This is a genomic window from Mycobacterium cajalii (assembly GCF_045809005.2).
GTDB lineage: Bacteria > Actinomycetota > Actinomycetes > Mycobacteriales > Mycobacteriaceae > Mycobacterium.
Genome location: NZ_CM141436.1, coordinates 2942286 through 2957497 on the forward strand (window position 1 = coordinate 2942286; position 15212 = coordinate 2957497).

The window sequence follows — 15212 nt, forward strand, 5'->3', positions numbered from 1 at the left end:
CTGAAAGGTGCACCCGTTCTCTGGATTTTCCGAGCCTTAACAACCCTGGTTATCCTTGAGCGAGTGCACTTTTCGCGTCTAAGACACCCCAAAGCCGACCATCCCCGTGAAAAATCGAGGCTGGCGGCCGTTGCGGTGGCGTTGTCCGGGTGCGGCAGTGACAACAAGCAGGCAACAGCGCCAAGTTCTTCGACGAATGCGCCATCGGCGAACGTGCATTGCGGTGGAATCAAAACGCTCAAGGCCAGCGGGTCGACGGCGCAGGCCAACGCGATGGCACGGTTCGTGAAGGCTTTCGAGCAGGCCTGCTCGGGTCAGTCGTTGAACTACACTGCCGACGGCTCTGGTGCTGGGATTCGTGAATTCACTGGCCAACAGACCGATTTCGGTGGTTCTGACTCACCGTTGATCCCGAGCGAGTATGCCGAGGCCCAGCGGCGCTGCGGCTCGCCGGCGTGGAACCTGCCGGTGGTGTTCGGTCCGATCGCCATCGCCTACAACGTCCAGGGAGTCGATTCGCTGGTTCTCGACGGCCCGACCGCGGCCAAGATCTTCAACGGCGGCATCACGACGTGGAACGACCCCGCGATTCAGGTGCTGAACAAGGGTGCCACCTTGCCTGCTGAGCCGATCCATGTCGTGTTCCGCAGCAACTTGTCCGGCACCTCGGACAATTTCCAGAAGTATCTCGATACCGCCGGCGGCGACGCGTGGGGTAAGGGTGCCAGCAAGGCGTTCAACGGCGGTGTGGGCGAGGGTGCGATGGGCAACGACGGCACCTCCGCGGCCGTCAAGCGCACCGAAGGGGCGGTTACCTACGACGAGTGGTCGTTCGCCCAGGCGCAACAGCTGAAGATGGCCAAGATCATCACTTCGGCCGGTTCGGACCCCGTGACGATCAGCGGCGATTCGGTGGCAAAGACGATTGCCACGGCCGGGGTCATCAACAAGGGCAACGACCTCGTCCTGGACACGATCTCGTTCTACCGGCCGAACCAATCCGGTGCTTATCCGATCGTGCTGGCAACCTATGAGATCGTCTGCTCGAAGTACCCTGACCCACAGGTCGGGGCGGCCGTCAGGGCTTTCCTGCAGAGCACGATCGGCGGAGGCCAGGAAGGATTGGCCGAGCACGGGTACGTCCCCATTCCGGAGGCGTTCAAGGCGAGGTTGTCGACCGCGGTCAACGCCGTTGAGTGAACCCGGCCTACCAGCCACCGAAAACGTCGAGTGATCCGACGTGGGCTCGGTTGAACTTCACCCGCTCTGTCAGGCGCCAAGCCCCGTCTGAGCACCGCTGCCATGTGTCGCGGTAATCGCCAAGCGTGTAGAACCGCGCCGACGGGTTGGCGTCGGTGCTCAAGTGGACGTCGTGGATGTACGCGCGGCTGGTCGCGGTGTCTCCGTCTACATCAATAACCACATTGCCCAATAGGTGTTGCGTGGGCCCGCAGTTGTCCAGGAATCCGCGAATCATCTCGATGATCGCCGCGCTGCCGTGGAGGCGCCCTGTTCCGAAGTCGCCTTGTGCGTCGCCGGCGAGGATTTCGGCCATCGCAGCCCAATCGCGGTCGTCCATGGCGCGGGCAAACTTGGTCAGTGCTCGTTCGACATCACGCTCATCGCCCAGAACCCGTACTCGATCAGCGTCCACGCGTCCGTTCCTTCGCGGTCAGCTTTTCGCCGCTGAGCGGCCGGCGCGGCGCCCGTAGAAGCTGCCGTCGCCCAGCGAGACGCCGCTGGCGTAGCCCCAGGCGGCCAGCCCGGCCGTCGAGCGGCCCGCCGCGAACAGCCCCGGGATCGGCTCGCCGCTGACGTGCAGCACTTCCGCGTCCAGCGTGGTGCACAGCCCACCCAACGTGAATCCGCCGGTGTTCTCCCGCAGGTCGATCGCGCCGACGGGGGACCCGATCGGCCGCAGCCATTCCGGCTTCTTGTGCAGCAACGGGTCCTCGCCGCGCGCGGCGCCCTCGTTGTAGGCGGCCACGGTCGCCTGCAGCGAGCCGGGCGCCAGCCCCATGTCGCGCTCCAGGTCGGCGACGGTGTCGGCCACCCAGGTGGCCTCCCGCAACATGAACTTCGGTGACCACGACGCCTTGGCCTCCTCCTGGGCGTCGCCGTCGATGATCAGGTAGGCGGTGTTGTCCTGCTGGTACAGCGTCAGCTGCCCGATCCGGCCGGGGTAGGTGTCCTCGGCGACGTAGCGCTGGCCGCGGCCGTTGACCAGAATGCCGCGCACCAGTTGCTGGGGGTCGATGAAGATCGCGACCTCGGTGGCGTCCATGTGGGCCAGGTCCGCGCCGAGCGCCTGCGCCATCCGGATGCCCTGCCCGTCGTGTTGTTCGATCGAGGCGGCCGGGCGCCCGGCGATGCGCGGGGCGTACTGCGCGACCATCGCGTCGTTGTAGGCGAAGCTGCCCATCGCCAGCACCACCCCGCGGCGCGCCCGGACGTTGATCTCGGCGCCGTAGCGGCGGGCGCGGATCCCGGCCACCCTGCCGTCGGACTCGACGATGAGGCGCTGCACCCGCACGTCGTAGAGCGCCCGCGCGCCGGCCGCGCTGGCCGTCTCGACGAGCGGCTTCATCAGCATGTAGCCGGCGCTGGCCTCGCCCTGCTTCTTGTTCGACATCTGCGGGACGTGCCCCCGCGGGGCGGGGGAGGCGATGGTGTTGAACGGGTAGGCGTTCTCGCCGCCGCTGTACATCAGCCCCTGGTCGCCCATCGGCTCCCAGCCGGGTTCGGAGAAGAACTCGGCCTTGAACGGCACACCGCAGTCGACGAGCCAGTCGAAGTGCGCGACGCTGCCCGCGCAGTAGTCGGCGATGCGCTCCGCGTCCGCCCCGGGGCCCATCGCGACGTTGAGGAAGGCCGCCATGTTCTCGACCGAATCGTCGAAGCCACAGGCCTTCTGCAGCGCCGTGCCGCCGCCGAGGTAGATGAAACCGCCGGCCATCGCGGCCGCACCGCCCCAGGAGCCGGTGCGTTCGAGCACCAGGACGTCGGCGCCGGCGCGGGCCGCCTCGACCGCCGCGGCCGCCCCGGCGATGCCGTATCCGGCGATCACGACGTCGGCCTCGTCGTCCCAGGAGGTGATCGACGCCGCCGGGACCGGGGTGACGTCGGTATCGGGCGTCATAACCGCATCGCCGCCGGCATCTCGCCGATCCACTGGTGGCCCCAATAGCTGTCGGCAGTGATTTCCTCAGCGGTGTAATAGTTTTCGTCGACCCGCATGCCCTCGGTGCCGAACTCGATGTCCCAGTCGCCGGGGGCCCGGACGTAGAACGACACCATCTTGTCGTTGGTGTGCCGTCCGAGCGTGGAGGACAGCTGGAAGCCCTCGGCGTTGACGCGGTCCAGCGCCTGACCCACCGCGTCGAGGGTGTCGACCTCGACCATGATGTGCACCAGGCGCGGGTCGCGCTGATGGGCGGCGGGGACGATCGCCAGGCTGTGGTGTCGCTCGTTGATGCCTAGGAAGCGCACCCGCACCGGGCCGAACTCCTTGGGCAGCGGAACCCGGAACGCGCCCCGGGAGCGGAACCCCAGCACCTCGGTGTAGAAGTCGAACAGGCCGCCCGGGTCCGTGGTGGGCAGCACGACGTGGCCCATGCCCTGGTCGCCGGTGACGAACTTCGCCCCGAACGGGGTGATCACCGGGCTGTGGTCGAGCACCGCGCCGTGAAAGACCTCGCACGTGATGCCGGCGGGGTCCTCGAAGGTGATCACCTCCTCGACGCGCCGGGCCTCGGCCTCCTCGTCGGAGAGTTGCTTGAACGCCACCCCGGCGCCGTCGAGGGCGGCTTTGACCCGCTGCAGGCCGGGGTGGTCGCGCACCTCCCAGCCCACGGTGCGGATCCGTTCGGTCTCCCCGGGCACCACGATCAGCCGGGCCGCGCGCTCGTCCATGCGCAGATACAGCGCCGACGGGTCGGGGCCCTTTCCTTCGGCGAACCCCAGCACACCGAAGGCGAACTGCCGCCACCGGCCGATGTCGTTGGTCGAAATGGTGACGTACCCAAGGCTTTTCAGTTCGGTCACTTTCGTCTCACTCCTAGATCAGCGCCCGGAGCGGGCCCTGGGGCGGTTCGACACCCAGCGAGCTCAGGGCCGACGCGTGGTAGATGGTGCCCGGGACGTGGATGGCGTGCATCTGCCCGACGTGCACATCGCGCCAGTAGCGCTGCAGCGGCTTGTCCATCCGCGACGCGTTGCCACCCGATCGGGCGAAGATCTCGTCGACCGCCGACACCGCGCGCCACACCGCGCGCACCTGGGTGCGACGGCCCGCCGCCCGATCGGCGAAGGACACCTCCTTGCCGGCGGCGACCATGTCATAGATCCGGTCGGCGTTGGCCAGCAGTTCCTGGCGAGCGGCGTTGATGTCGGCCGCGGCCTCGCCGACGGCGTACATGACGTAGGGGTCGTCCTTGATCGCCGTTCCGGTGGCGCCGACCCGCTCCCGCTGATAATCGAGGTGCGCGGCCAGCGCGCCCTCGGCGATACCGATGGTCGCCGCGGAGATCCCCAGCGGGAACATCGTCGACCACGGCATCAGATACAGCGGCTCGGTCATCCCGGCCTCGCGCTGGGCGGTGCCGTCCATCACCTTGGTCGCGTCCATCGTCCGGTAGGAGGGGACGAACGCGTCGGAGACGATGACGTCCTTGGAGCCGGTTCCCCGCAGCCCCACCACGTTCCAGGAATCCTCGACGATCTCGTAGTCCTTGCGGGGCAGGATCATGTGCAGCATCTGCGGCGGCATCAACGGCATGCCGTTCTCGTCACCGAGCATCGCGCCCAGGATGATCCAGTCGCAGTGGTCGGTGCCCGAGCTGAACTGCCAGCGGCCGTTGAACAGGTAGCCCCCGTCGACGGGCTTGGCCACCCCCTGGGGCGCATACGGCGAGGCCATCCACGTGTCGACGTCGTCGGCCCAGACCTCGGCAGCCACCCTCGGGTCGGCGTAGGCCAACTGATAGGGGTGCACACCCACCACACCGACGATCCAGCCTGCCGCCGGATCGAGCGCCGCGGTCGCCATGACCGTCTCGGCGAACTCGCGGGGGTGGACCTCGAAGCCCGCATAGTTCTTGGGTTGCAGCAGTCGAATCAGGCCGGCGGCCTTCATGAGCTTCACCGAGTCGTCGGTGAGCCGGCCAATCCGCTCAGCTTCTGCGGCCTGCTCGCGCAACTGGTCGGCCATCGCCACGACCCGGTCAAGTACCCGCTCGCTCATTTTCATCGTCCTTACGTGTGTGGGCTTAATGAATGGTTTACCGCAGTCCATGCGCCGACTCTCTGATGATCCCGATCAGCGGGCTGAAATGGGTCCAAATCGATGTGCGAATTGTTGCCGACGAAACGGCTGCGGCCGCCCGTACAAGTCGAGCACGACGCCGGTGCCGGGCGTCACAAGCGCCGTCGCGCCGCCCGGTGCTCGGGAACGGACCCGCTCCGAGGTCGCGGAAATCCCTAACCTGACGGCGGTGAACAATGCCAGTGCGCGGCCCTGGCGGCGCGAGACCTCACCCCGGCAACCCACGCTCGGGGGCCGATGCCGCGACCCATTGGACTGGCGCGCTATCGACCCGATCGTCCACGACGAAAGGCGGCCATCCGCCAGAGGTACTGCGGCAGGTGCATGGACGGCACCCGTCGCGGCCAGTCATCGGCACGGAAGTATGCGTCAGTGCCGCCGTCGACGAAAATAACGCTACCGCAAAGGAACTCGGCGGCATCCGAGAGCATGAAGACCATCCAGTCCGCAAGCTGTGCGGGATCTCCGAAACCGCCGACCGGCACGGGAAACGAGTGGATCGCCCGGGCCTCGCGCGGTGTCGCGAGCTGCTTCTGTAACAGCGGGGTCATGATCGCGCCCGGCGCGATCGCGTTCAAGCGGATCCCCGCACCTGCCCACTCCGGTGTCACCGCGGTGCGCCGCACCCAACGTGAGAGCGCGATTTTCGACGCGCCGTAGGCCATCGACGGGGCGGCCGACCGAAACATGCGTACCGCCCGTTCGGCCCTGACCACATCGCGGTCCAGCAACGCGCGTACCGCGCGCCCCGGCACGGCCGGCATCGTGGTCGCCGAGTTGCTCGCGACGACGACCACCTTCGCGTTCCCCGCCGCCGTGAACGCGGGACGCCACGCCTCGGCCAATTCGACCACGCCGAGAAAATTCACCGTCAGGATCAGGGGCACACCGGTCGCACCGGGGGTAGGTCCGAGGCCCGCCGCCAGCACCGCGCCATCCAGTCGGCCGTCGCAGGCCTCGGACACCGCTCCGGACGCCGCCGTGCGCCCGTCCTGACTGGACAGGTCGGCCAGCACATCGGCGTCCCTGATATCGACGCCGATCACGCGGTGGCCCGCTTCCCGGAGTTTTGCCGCGGCGGCACGCCCCATACCCGAAGCAGATCCGGTGACCGCGTAGACGCCCATATGCCCTCTTCCTACGCTTTCGCCAGAAGACCGGCGTCGACCACGATCTGGGTGCCGGTGATGTAGCGGGCTTCGTCGGAGGCCAGGAAGACGACGACATTGCTGACATCGACGGGTTCGACCCACGGCACCGGTAGCAAGTGACGGGCGATGAGCACCTCCGCGGCGTCCTCTGCCGTCGGGTTGTCCAAGTCGGGGCGAAGGCGCCGGAACGTCGCGTCGTTGAGCACCATCGCGGTTCCCACTGCGCCGGGGTGGACGGTGTTCACGCGGATACGTCGCGGCCCGAGTTCGTTGGCGAGTGTGCGCGCCAGTCCCACCACGGCGTGCTTGCTCGCGGTGTAATGGGCGCTGTTCGCGGTGCCACGAATGCCGTTGGTGGAACTGATGATGACGACAGAGCCACCCTGCTCCCCGATGTGGGGCACGCCCGCCTTCACGGTGTGCCAGACGCCGGTGAGATTGACGTCCAGCACCTGCTGCCAACTCTGCGGGGTGATCTCCCACGTGGGAGCGCCCGCAGGATGAATCCCGGCATTGGCGACGACCACGTCGATGGGACCGAGCTCGGCGACGGCGGCATCCACCGCGGCCGTCACGGCGGGCAAGTCGCTGATGTCGGCCAGCTCCGTCGCGGCGCGCACGCCCCGCCGCGCGACGGCGGCGGCGGTTTCGGCGAGTTCGGCAGCCGCCGCGGGCGCATCCAGCGCGATGACGTCGGCACCCTCGTCCGCGAACCGCTCACAGTGGCAGCGACCGGTCCCTCGGGCGGCGCCGGTCACCAGGACGACGCGACCATGCAGACCCGACATCAAGATCCCTTGATCAGCGAGAATCCCTTGTATCCGGCCTCGGCGACCTCTTTGCAGATGTCGAGATAGACCCCGAACCCGCCGATGAACAGCATGAAGACCCGCGGCTTCCCGGGAACGTTGGCGCCCAGGTACCACGAATTGGCCTTCGTGAACAGGCTCGCCTCGGCCCGGCGGGCGCACTCGGCCACCCAGTCATCGACGGCCTGCGCGGTCGCCTCGATCGCCGCGTAGCCGTGGGCATCGAGGTAGGCGATGCAGTCGGCGATCCAGTTCACGTGCGCCTCGGCGTGCAGCACCATGTTGGCCAGCACGGCGGGAGCACCGGGGCCGCACACCACGAACAGATTGGGGAACCCGTCGGTGTTCAGGCCGAGATAAGACCGCGGCCCATCGCTCCAATAATCGCGCAGGTGCTTGCCGTTCCGGCCGACGATGTCGATCTTGTCCAGTGCGCCGGTCATCGCGTCGAAACCGGTGGCGAGCACGATCATGTCCAGGTCGTAGTGTGCGTCGGTGGTGCTGATCCCGGCGGCGTCGACGGAGACGATCGGTGTTTTGCGGACGCTGACCAGTTTTACGTTCGGGCGGTTGAAAGTCTGAAAGTAATTGGTGTCGGTGCAGATCCGCTTGGTGCCGATCGGGTGGTCGTTGGGGATGAGGAGTTCGGCCACCTCCGGGTCGTTGATCACGGCCCGGACCTTCTCCTCGTAGAACTTGCGGGCCTCTTCATTGGCGGCCGGGTCGGTCATCTGGTCCGGGAAGGTCTTGGAGAACAGCACACCGCCCAGATCCCAGCGCTTCTCGAATGCCGCGCGTCGCTCCTCGGGTGTCGCCTCCATGGTCGGCTTGGGGTGCGCGACATGGGGGGACCCGCCCGAGCTGCGCCATGACACCCGTCGCCGTTGCTCGTAATTCGCCTTGACCTCCGCGCGATCGAAGTCGGTGAGCGGGCGGTTGCCCGCGGGGACGCTGAAATTCGGGGTGCGCTGGAAGACATAGAGCTGTGACGCCTCTGCGGCGATGATCGGGATCGACTGGATACCGGAGGAACCGGTTCCGATGACCGCGACCCGCTTGCCGGCGAAGTCCACCGGCTCGTGCGGCCACGAGGCAGTGTGGTGCACCTCCCCGGCGAAGGTGTCCAGGCCGGGGAACTGCGGGGTCAGCGCCGCCGACAGGGGACCCGTGGCCATCAAACAGAAGCGGGCGGTGACGCGCTCACCCGTGTCTGTCGTCACCGTCCAACGCAACGTGTGCTCGTCGAGCACCGCGGACGTGACCCGGGAGTTCAGTGTGACGTCCCGACGCAGATCCAATCGGTCGGCGACCCAGTTGATGTAGGCCAGGATCTCGGCCTGGGTGGCGTACTTTTCCGACCAGTCCCATTCCTGTTGCAGCTCGTCGGAAAACGAGTAGCAGTAGTCCACGCTCTCGACGTCGCACCGGGCACCGGGGTAGCGGTTGAAGTACCACGTACCACCGACGTCGGGTCCGGCCTCGCACACCCGGACGGTCAACCCGTCGGACCGCAGCCTGTGCAGCGCATACAAACCCGCGAACCCGGCTCCGACCACCACAACATCAATATCGGGAGCCACCAGCCGATCACCGCCACTATTCACAGGGTCAACGGTAGATCCTGCACGCCGGAGGCAGGTGAGGTGTCCCGGTGACCGGACTCCAAGACGGCCGGCCTCCCGGCCATCGGAAAGACATCGGCGGGCCGGCTCATCGCCCCGCCAGAATCGCTCCATGTCAGAACCCGGACGACATGATGCCGCTCTGCGCACCGACGCGGCGGCTGCTGCTGTCGAGGTGAACTTGGCCGGCGAGGTCCACCGGTTGCGGTGGCCGCGCGACCAGTCACTCGTCGACACGATGCTCGACGCCGGAATCGACGTGCCACACTCGTGCCGTGAGGGCCACTGCGGCTCCTGCGTGGCCACCCTCGTCTCAGGTGAGGTGGACATGGCCTGTTGCGAGCTACTGGGACCCGAAGAGCGCGCCGAGGGCTTGATCCTGGCCTGCCAGGCCCGCCCGGTCAGCGATGATGTCCGCGTCGAATTCTGACGCGGGATGAGTACGCGCTTGGCGGGCAAGGTCGCGCTGATCACCGGCGCAGCGCGGGGGATCGGACGCGCACAGGCCGTGCGGTTCGCCCAGGAGGGCGCCGACATCGTGGCGCTCGATGTGTGCGGACCGGTCGACACCGTGGTGGTTCCGCACAGCACGCCGGCCGACCTCGAGCGCACGGCGTCGTTGGTCGCCGAAACCGGCGCCCGGGTGCACACCGAGGTCGTCGACGTCCGTGACCTCACGAGTGTCCAGGCTGCCGCTGACCGCGGCGTCCGGCAGTTCGGCGGACTGGACGTCGTGTGCGCCACCGCCGGGATCACGTCGCGTGGTGCGGCGCTCGACCTCGACGAAGATGCCTGGCGCGCCATGCTGGATGTCAACCTCACGGGGGTATGGCATACGTGCCGCGCCGGCGCGCCCCACCTGATTGCGCGCGGCGCCGGCGCGATGGTCTTGACGAATTCCATCGCCGGATTGCGTGGCTTGGTCGGCGTGGCCCACTACACCGCAGCCAAGCACGGTGTGGTCGGGCTGATGCAGACCCTGGCCAAAGAGCTCGCGCCGCACAATGTCCGGGTCAATTGTGTGCATCCCACAAATGTCGACACGCCGCTGATCCAGAACGACGCCGTGCGCGGTGCATTCCGCCCCGACTTGGATCGGTCACCCACCCGCGCCGAATTCGCCGAAGCGGCACTGGGCATGAACCTGCTTCCCGTCCCATGGATAGAACCCGTAGACGTGGCCAACGCATCGCTCTTCTTGGCGTCCGACGAGGCGCGCTACATCACCGCGGCGACCCTGCCCGTGGACGCCGGCGCCACTCAACGGTAGGAGCAATCATGCTCGAAGTCGGCAAATACGGACCATGGGCAGTCACTGCCGGCGGTTCGGAAGGGGCTGGCGCCGAGTTCGCCAAACAGTTGACGGCCGACGATTTCAACCTGGCCCTGATTGCACGCAAACCAGGACCGCTGCAGGACACCGCGCGGGCGTGCACGCTGCGTAATGTCGCAGCCACGGCGGTGACCTGCTCGGTGCGTGCCCACACCGCGGCGCTTCACGTCGAACAGTTGTCAACGCTGCACGACCTGGCCAACGATGAGAAAGGAATCGGGTCATGACCGAGATCGCCGACCTTGCCGCACGGCTGAGCCGCCTTGAGGACGAACGTGACATCTCCAGGCTGATCGCCTCGTACGGCCCGGTCGTGGATGCCGGGGACGCCGACGCCGCCACGCAACTCTGGGCGACCGACGGGATCTATGACGTTGAGGGCTGGCAAATGCACGGCCAGAAGGATGTTCATGCGATGGTGAGTTCCGATTCTCACCAGAGGTTGGTGAGCAACGGATGCTGCCACTTCATCGGGCCGAGCGTCGTAACGGTGACTGAAGATTCGGCAGTGGCGGTTGCCGAATCTCTGGTGCTCGTCCGCGACGGTGAGAGCTATCGCGTATGGCGCTCGACGGCAAACCATTTCGAGCTGCAGCGCATCGATGGGCGCTGGCGGATCACCAGACGCACCAGCCGTGTCCTCGACGGCGATCCGGGAGCACATGCGCTGCTGACGCGAGGACTCGTGGGTGCGTCGGCACCGGTATTGGGTGCGGGGCCGATGTGAGGGGTTGCCCGCTGGTGTTCTTTTCGTTTGTCGCGCTCGACAACGCGGATTCCGAGCAGCACCGTCTCTACAACGAATGGCACCAGCTCGACCATCGGCCGGAGAACCTGGCACTTCCCGGCGTCGCATGGGGAGATCGATGGGCGCGCACAGCCGAGTGCCGAGCCGAATCGATCGCCGATTCAGAGCATGCGGCGACGGACTACGTTGCCATGTACTGGTTCCGTGATCCTGTCGAGCAATCGGTACCGGAGTGGGAGCGGCTTGGCACGGACTCGTTCGAGTGGGGCCGCGGGCCGATCATCGCCGATCCCCGTGACGTCCAGATCGCCCGGCGACACCCGCCCCGCACCCAACACGAAACCCGCCGAGGAGGCGTTGTCGGCGATCGTGTCACACAACGCGATCTTCCAATCGGTGATCCGGGTGTCGATCAACTCGATCGCCGGCACCAGCGCCTCGGTCGCGGCCAGCACGTCGTCCTCGCCGCAACCCGCCCCCGGCAGGTCAGCGGCCAAGATGAAACCCACCTCCACCTCGACCCGCGGGTACAGGTACTTCCCCGCCTTGACCGGGGTGTCCTCGAACACCCGCATCTCATCGAGCAGATGCCCGTAGTCGGGCTCATCGACACCCATCATCTGCTGCATCGCCAACGACGACAACCCCACCTTGTGCCCCACCACCCGGGCACCCCCCGCGACCCGCCGACCAATGTTGATCAACTGAATCTCATAAGCATCCACCACATCGATCTCAGGATGGGCCGCCGTCAACGGCGCGATCGGCTCACGGCTCAACTCAGCACGCCACAACCCCGCGGCCAGCTCGTCGCGCAGGCCGGCGCTAAGCATGAAAGCCGGGCGTTTCGTCGCCCGATGCCGCGGCCATCGCCTTGGCGTTCATGCCGGCGAGTGAGCCGATCCCGATTTCCGCGTTGTGCGCATGCGCGAAATGATGGAGCCCGAAGACGGAATCGATGCCGTTGCGCAGCCCCATCTGATCTTCGCACTGGTTGACCGAACGCTTGGCCAACGCCAGTCCGAAGCGTGGCATGGTCGCGATACGTGCTGCGAGGCTGTGGGTTTCGCGGGCAAGCTCGGAGCGTGGCACGACCCGGCTCACCATTCCGACCTGGTAGGCACGCTGGGCGCTGAACCGTTCTCCGGTGTACAGAATCTCTTTGGCGAAGCGCGGTCCCAGCGCCCACGGGTGGGCGAAATACTCGACGCCTGGAATGCCCATGCGCACAACGGGATCGCAAAAGAAGGCGTCGTCGGCCGCAACGATGAGATCGCAAACCCAGGCCAGCATGAGTCCACCGGCAATGCACGCCCCCTGGACCATTGCGATGGTGGGTTTCGGGATTTCACGCCAGCGACGGCACATTCCCAGGTACACCTCCATCTCACGCGCGTAACGTTGATCGCCGCCGGGCTTTCCGACGTGGTCCCACCACAGGACGGCGCGATTGTCATAGTTCACGTGATGATCGCGCGCAGGGGTACCGATATCGTGGCCGGCGCTGAAGTGCTCGCCGGCGCCAGCCAAGACGATGACGTCGATCTGGTCGTCGTCGACGGCGCGTTGAAAAGCGGTGTCGAGGGCATACGTCATTGCCGAGTTCTGAGCGTTGCGGTAGTCGGGACGGTTCATGGTGACCACGGCGACGCCGGCGCTCACCTGGTAGGTGACCACGTCGTCTTCGTCTGCTGCTGCCAACTCGGTGCCTCTCCACGTCACGCTTGGTGGTGGTCTCCATCATCGGCGCCAGCCGGCGCCAGGGCGGGGTCGGTGTCCGCACATCGGGAGTCATCTCGATCACAGCCGCGCGCCGCTTGCGTGATGCAGCGGCAGTCCCGTACCTACATGCGGGCCAGTGAGAATGGGTAGCTCTGGGTCCCGCCTGGCGAACCACCACACCCCGACGCGAACGACGACTCCAACGTGCCGACGAGCGTCGTCGCATCCCATGAGTAGACGTCCCGCGTCGGGATGATCGGGCCGTAGTAGACATCGCCGCAGCGGAGACCGTCGGGAACGTCGACGGTCAACGTGTATCTCCCGTCGGTGAGGCGGGCAGCACCGCTGTATTCGAAAGCTCTGGCCACCGGTCGCGGTATCGCCTGCACGCTGACGCATTCGCCGGGGCAGGACGAGATGGCCCAAACCCAGGTGTGGAAGTCGTATCTTCCGGTGATCAGTAGCTCGTAGTTCCCCGTGCGCATTTCGGCATGGGCCACCGGCGAGGCAACCGTGGCCGTCAGCGCCGCCCAGCCGGTCAGCGCCAACGCCGCAATAGCCTTTTGCATTCCCGAACCGAACGTGGTCGGCGGACCTGCCGGCCGCCGGGACACGCAATGTTCCGGGTCACGGCTGTCGGACGCCGGCTGGTGAGCAGTCACACAGCGATACTGGGCCGTCCGGCAGCGCCGTGTGCCGGGTCTCCCGGTGGGCGGGACGCGCTGTGTTACGCAACTCACTCATCCGGGAAGGTTGCCGCCGGGTAACCCGTCGCGGGTTCGGCGAGGGCCAGCCTGGTTGGCGGCGACGGTAACGATCTGAGAGGAGTCAGTCCGCGTGGTCAGCATGGCGTCGGACCGCTGGCGACTGAGGCTTACGCTGCTCCGCAGCAACGTGGCCGGGCCGCTCGAGGCCATCGGGGGCCTGGTCGCGATGGCCGCCGATGCGGGCAAGTTCGCTTGCCGCAGGCCATTTCAATGGCGGGAATTCTTGGGCCAGTCCTGGTTCGTCGCACGGGTTTCGCTCATGCCAACCCTGCTGGTTGCCATCCCGTTCACGGTGCTGGTCAGTTTCACATTGAACATCCTGCTGCGTGAATTGGGTGCCGCCGACCTGTCCGGGGCAGGTGCGGCCTTCGGCGCCGTCACACAGGTGGGTCCGATGGTGACGGTGCTGATTGTGGCGGGCGCAGGCGCAACGGCCATGTGCGCGGATCTGGGTTCCCGCACCATCCGCGAGGAGATCGACGCCCTGGAAGTGCTCGGCATCAATCCGGTCCAGCGATTGGTGACGCCGCGCATGTTGGCATCTGGAGTGGTGGCGCTGCTGCTCAACAGCCTCGTCTGCATCATCGGCATCCTGGGCGGCTACTTCTTCTCGATATTCGTCCAGGATGTCAATCCCGGTGCATTCGCCGCGGGCATCACCCTGCTGACCGGCGTTCCCGAACTCATCATCTCATCGGTGAAGGCACTGCTCTTCGGTCTGATCGCGGGCCTGGTCGCCTGTTACCGCGGGCTGACGATCACCGGTGGCGGCGCCAAGGCGGTGGGCAACGCGGTGAACGAGACGGTGGTGTATGCGTTCATGTCGCTGTTCGTCATCAACGTCGTGGTGACCGCCATCGGAATCCAAATGACGGCGAAGTAGGCACGCGATGACGTTGCGAGCGGCGCATCCGCGCCTTATGCAAGAGATGAACAGACCGGTTGCCGCGCTGGGCTCGATCGGCGACCATGTCCTGTTCTACGCAAGGTCGATGGCAGGGGCACCGTTCGCGGTCAGCCGCTACCGGCACGAGATTGTCCGACTGATTGCCGAGATCAGCATGGGCGCGGGAACATTGGCGATGATCGGTGGGACGGTGGTCATTGTTGGATTCCTGACCTTTGCGACGGGGGGAACGCTGGCCATCCAGGGGTACAGCTCGCTGGGCAACATCGGGATCGAGGCGTTGACCGGGTTTTTGGCGGCATTCATCAACGTCCGTATCTCGGCACCGATTGTCGCCGGCATCGGTTTGGCGGCCACCTTTGGCGCGGGCGTCACCGCCCAGCTTGGCGCGATGCGGATCAACGAGGAGATCGATGCACTCGAGAGCATGGCAATTCGGCCAGTGTCCTACCTGGTCAGCACGCGGATCATCGCGGGGATGCTGGCGATAACACCCCTGTACTCGATCGCGGTCATCCTGTCATTCGTTGCAAGCAAGTTCACGACGGTGGTGGTGCTGGGGCAATCCGGGGGGTTGTATGGCCATTATTTCTCGACGTTCCTCAACCCGGACGACCTGCTGTGGTCGTTTCTCCAGGCATCGCTGATGGCTCTGGCCATCCTGTTCATCCATACCTACTACGGCTATTTCGCGAGCGGAGGTCCGTCCGGCGTGGGTGTCGCCGTGGGGAACGCGGTGCGGGCCTCGCTGATCGTGGTCGTCTCCGTGACTCTGCTGGTCTCGCTGGCCATCTACGGGGCCAACGGCAACTTCAACCTGTCGGGCTAGG

15 protein-coding genes and 2 pseudogenes are annotated in these 15212 nt (G+C 66.4%); 7 read left to right on the forward strand and 10 right to left on the reverse strand.

Annotated elements, in window-relative coordinates; all coding sequences use genetic code 11:
* Positions 1 to 120 precede the first annotated feature (120 nt).
* Positions 121 to 1200, forward strand: coding sequence for a phosphate ABC transporter substrate-binding protein PstS (gene pstS, locus ACJ512_RS13940; RefSeq protein ID WP_407685537.1), 1080 nt, complete (start codon positions 121 to 123; stop codon positions 1198 to 1200).
* A 7-nt stretch (positions 1201 to 1207) separates the two neighbouring features.
* Here the strand turns inward: pstS and ACJ512_RS13945 are convergent, their stop codons facing one another.
* The 7 genes from ACJ512_RS13945 to ACJ512_RS13975 form a co-directional block, all read right to left on the reverse strand.
* Positions 1208 to 1579, reverse strand: a complete 372-nt coding sequence (locus ACJ512_RS13945; RefSeq protein WP_461480125.1) for a nuclear transport factor 2 family protein — start codon at positions 1577 to 1579, stop codon at positions 1208 to 1210.
* A gap of 93 nt (positions 1580 to 1672) precedes the next feature.
* On the reverse strand, positions 1673 to 3139 hold the full coding sequence (locus ACJ512_RS13950; RefSeq protein WP_407685528.1) for an FAD-dependent oxidoreductase: 1467 nt from the start codon (positions 3137 to 3139) through the stop codon (positions 1673 to 1675).
* Positions 3136 to 4044 carry a biphenyl-2,3-diol 1,2-dioxygenase gene (gene bphC / locus ACJ512_RS13955; protein WP_407685527.1) on the reverse strand — a complete coding sequence of 303 codons (909 nt, stop codon included), beginning with the start codon at positions 4042 to 4044 and terminating at the stop codon, positions 3136 to 3138. Before bphC ends, ACJ512_RS13950 begins: the two co-directional genes overlap by 4 nt.
* Positions 4045 to 4057: 13 nt before the next feature.
* Complete coding sequence (locus ACJ512_RS13960) at positions 4058 to 5242, reverse strand: acyl-CoA dehydrogenase family protein (protein WP_407685526.1); 1185 nt, start codon at positions 5240 to 5242, stop codon at positions 4058 to 4060.
* Positions 5243 to 5586: 344 nt separating this feature from the next.
* Positions 5587 to 6450: an SDR family oxidoreductase gene (locus ACJ512_RS13965; protein ID WP_407685525.1), complete on the reverse strand. Its 864-nt coding sequence runs from the start codon at positions 6448 to 6450 to the stop codon at positions 5587 to 5589.
* 11 nt (positions 6451 to 6461) lie between these two features.
* The gene (locus tag ACJ512_RS13970; RefSeq protein WP_407685524.1) at positions 6462 to 7262 is read right to left on the reverse strand and encodes a mycofactocin-coupled SDR family oxidoreductase; all 801 of its coding nucleotides are present in this window, start codon (positions 7260 to 7262) and stop codon (positions 6462 to 6464) included.
* Entirely contained in the window at positions 7262 to 8887 is a 1626-nt protein-coding gene (locus tag ACJ512_RS13975; protein ID WP_407685523.1) for a flavin-containing monooxygenase, read from the reverse strand. Before ACJ512_RS13975 ends, ACJ512_RS13970 begins: the two co-directional genes overlap by 1 nt.
* A 130-nt stretch (positions 8888 to 9017) precedes the next feature.
* Between ACJ512_RS13975 and ACJ512_RS13980 the strand changes: the two genes are divergently transcribed.
* The 4 genes and pseudogenes from ACJ512_RS13980 (at position 9018) to ACJ512_RS13995 (ending at position 10965) form a co-directional block, all read left to right on the forward strand.
* Positions 9018 to 9335 carry a 2Fe-2S iron-sulfur cluster-binding protein gene (locus tag ACJ512_RS13980; RefSeq protein ID WP_407685522.1) on the forward strand — a complete coding sequence of 106 codons (318 nt, stop codon included), beginning with the start codon at positions 9018 to 9020 and terminating at the stop codon, positions 9333 to 9335.
* Positions 9336 to 9341: 6 nt separating this feature from the next.
* Positions 9342 to 10175 carry a mycofactocin-coupled SDR family oxidoreductase gene (locus tag ACJ512_RS13985; protein WP_407685521.1) on the forward strand — a complete coding sequence of 278 codons (834 nt, stop codon included), beginning with the start codon at positions 9342 to 9344 and terminating at the stop codon, positions 10173 to 10175.
* Between the two features lie 8 nt (positions 10176 to 10183).
* Positions 10184 to 10339, forward strand: a pseudogene (locus ACJ512_RS13990) (SDR family NAD(P)-dependent oxidoreductase); the annotation flags it as partial.
* A gap of 122 nt (positions 10340 to 10461) precedes the next feature.
* Complete coding sequence (locus ACJ512_RS13995) at positions 10462 to 10965, forward strand: nuclear transport factor 2 family protein (RefSeq protein ID WP_407685520.1); 504 nt, start codon at positions 10462 to 10464, stop codon at positions 10963 to 10965.
* Between the two features lie 308 nt (positions 10966 to 11273).
* Here the strand turns inward: ACJ512_RS13995 and ACJ512_RS14000 are convergent.
* From ACJ512_RS14000 to ACJ512_RS14010, 3 genes and pseudogenes are all read right to left on the reverse strand, one after another.
* Positions 11274 to 11819, reverse strand: a pseudogene (locus ACJ512_RS14000) (2-keto-4-pentenoate hydratase); the annotation flags it as partial.
* Positions 11812 to 12687, reverse strand: a complete 876-nt coding sequence (locus ACJ512_RS14005) for an enoyl-CoA hydratase (RefSeq protein ID WP_407685519.1) — start codon at positions 12685 to 12687, stop codon at positions 11812 to 11814. The pseudogene ACJ512_RS14000 and the gene ACJ512_RS14005, both read right to left, overlap by 8 nt.
* Positions 12688 to 12830: 143 nt before the next feature.
* On the reverse strand, positions 12831 to 13277 hold the full coding sequence (locus tag ACJ512_RS14010; protein ID WP_407685518.1) for a hypothetical protein: 447 nt from the start codon (positions 13275 to 13277) through the stop codon (positions 12831 to 12833).
* Between the two features lie 364 nt (positions 13278 to 13641).
* Here ACJ512_RS14010 and ACJ512_RS14015 point away from each other — a divergent pair, with 364 nt between their 5' ends.
* Together ACJ512_RS14015 and ACJ512_RS14020 are read left to right on the forward strand one after the other, a co-directional pair.
* Positions 13642 to 14358 (forward strand): MlaE family ABC transporter permease, encoded by a 717-nt coding sequence (locus tag ACJ512_RS14015; protein ID WP_369741562.1) that lies wholly within the window; start codon positions 13642 to 13644, stop codon positions 14356 to 14358.
* Positions 14359 to 14365: 7 nt separating this feature from the next.
* The gene (locus tag ACJ512_RS14020; RefSeq protein WP_407685517.1) at positions 14366 to 15211 is read left to right on the forward strand and encodes an MlaE family ABC transporter permease; all 846 of its coding nucleotides are present in this window, start codon (positions 14366 to 14368) and stop codon (positions 15209 to 15211) included.
* Position 15212: the final 1 nt, after the last annotated feature.

What these genes read in the sequence shown, in the direction of transcription:
- ACJ512_RS14015 (WP_369741562.1), top strand. Translation starts at nt 13,642, where the DNA reads ATGGCCGCCGATGCGGGCAAGTTCGCTTGCCGCAGGCCATTTCAATGG.
- ACJ512_RS14020 (WP_407685517.1), top strand. Translation starts at nt 14,366, where the DNA reads ATGACGTTGCGAGCGGCGCATCCGCGCCTTATGCAAGAGATGAACAGA.
- ACJ512_RS13945 (WP_461480125.1), bottom strand. Translation starts at nt 1,579, where the DNA reads ATGGACGACCGCGATTGGGCTGCGATGGCCGAAATCCTCGCCGGCGAC.
- ACJ512_RS13980 (WP_407685522.1), top strand. Translation starts at nt 9,018, where the DNA reads ATGTCAGAACCCGGACGACATGATGCCGCTCTGCGCACCGACGCGGCG.
- ACJ512_RS13965 (WP_407685525.1), bottom strand. Translation starts at nt 6,450, where the DNA reads ATGGGCGTCTACGCGGTCACCGGATCTGCTTCGGGTATGGGGCGTGCC.
- ACJ512_RS13950 (WP_407685528.1), bottom strand. Translation starts at nt 3,139, where the DNA reads ATGACGCCCGATACCGACGTCACCCCGGTCCCGGCGGCGTCGATCACC.
- ACJ512_RS13970 (WP_407685524.1), bottom strand. Translation starts at nt 7,262, where the DNA reads ATGTCGGGTCTGCATGGTCGCGTCGTCCTGGTGACCGGCGCCGCCCGA.
- ACJ512_RS13960 (WP_407685526.1), bottom strand. Translation starts at nt 5,242, where the DNA reads ATGAGCGAGCGGGTACTTGACCGGGTCGTGGCGATGGCCGACCAGTTG.
- ACJ512_RS13995 (WP_407685520.1), top strand. Translation starts at nt 10,462, where the DNA reads ATGACCGAGATCGCCGACCTTGCCGCACGGCTGAGCCGCCTTGAGGAC.
- ACJ512_RS14010 (WP_407685518.1), bottom strand. Translation starts at nt 13,277, where the DNA reads ATGCAAAAGGCTATTGCGGCGTTGGCGCTGACCGGCTGGGCGGCGCTG.
- ACJ512_RS13985 (WP_407685521.1), top strand. Translation starts at nt 9,342, where the DNA reads ATGAGTACGCGCTTGGCGGGCAAGGTCGCGCTGATCACCGGCGCAGCG.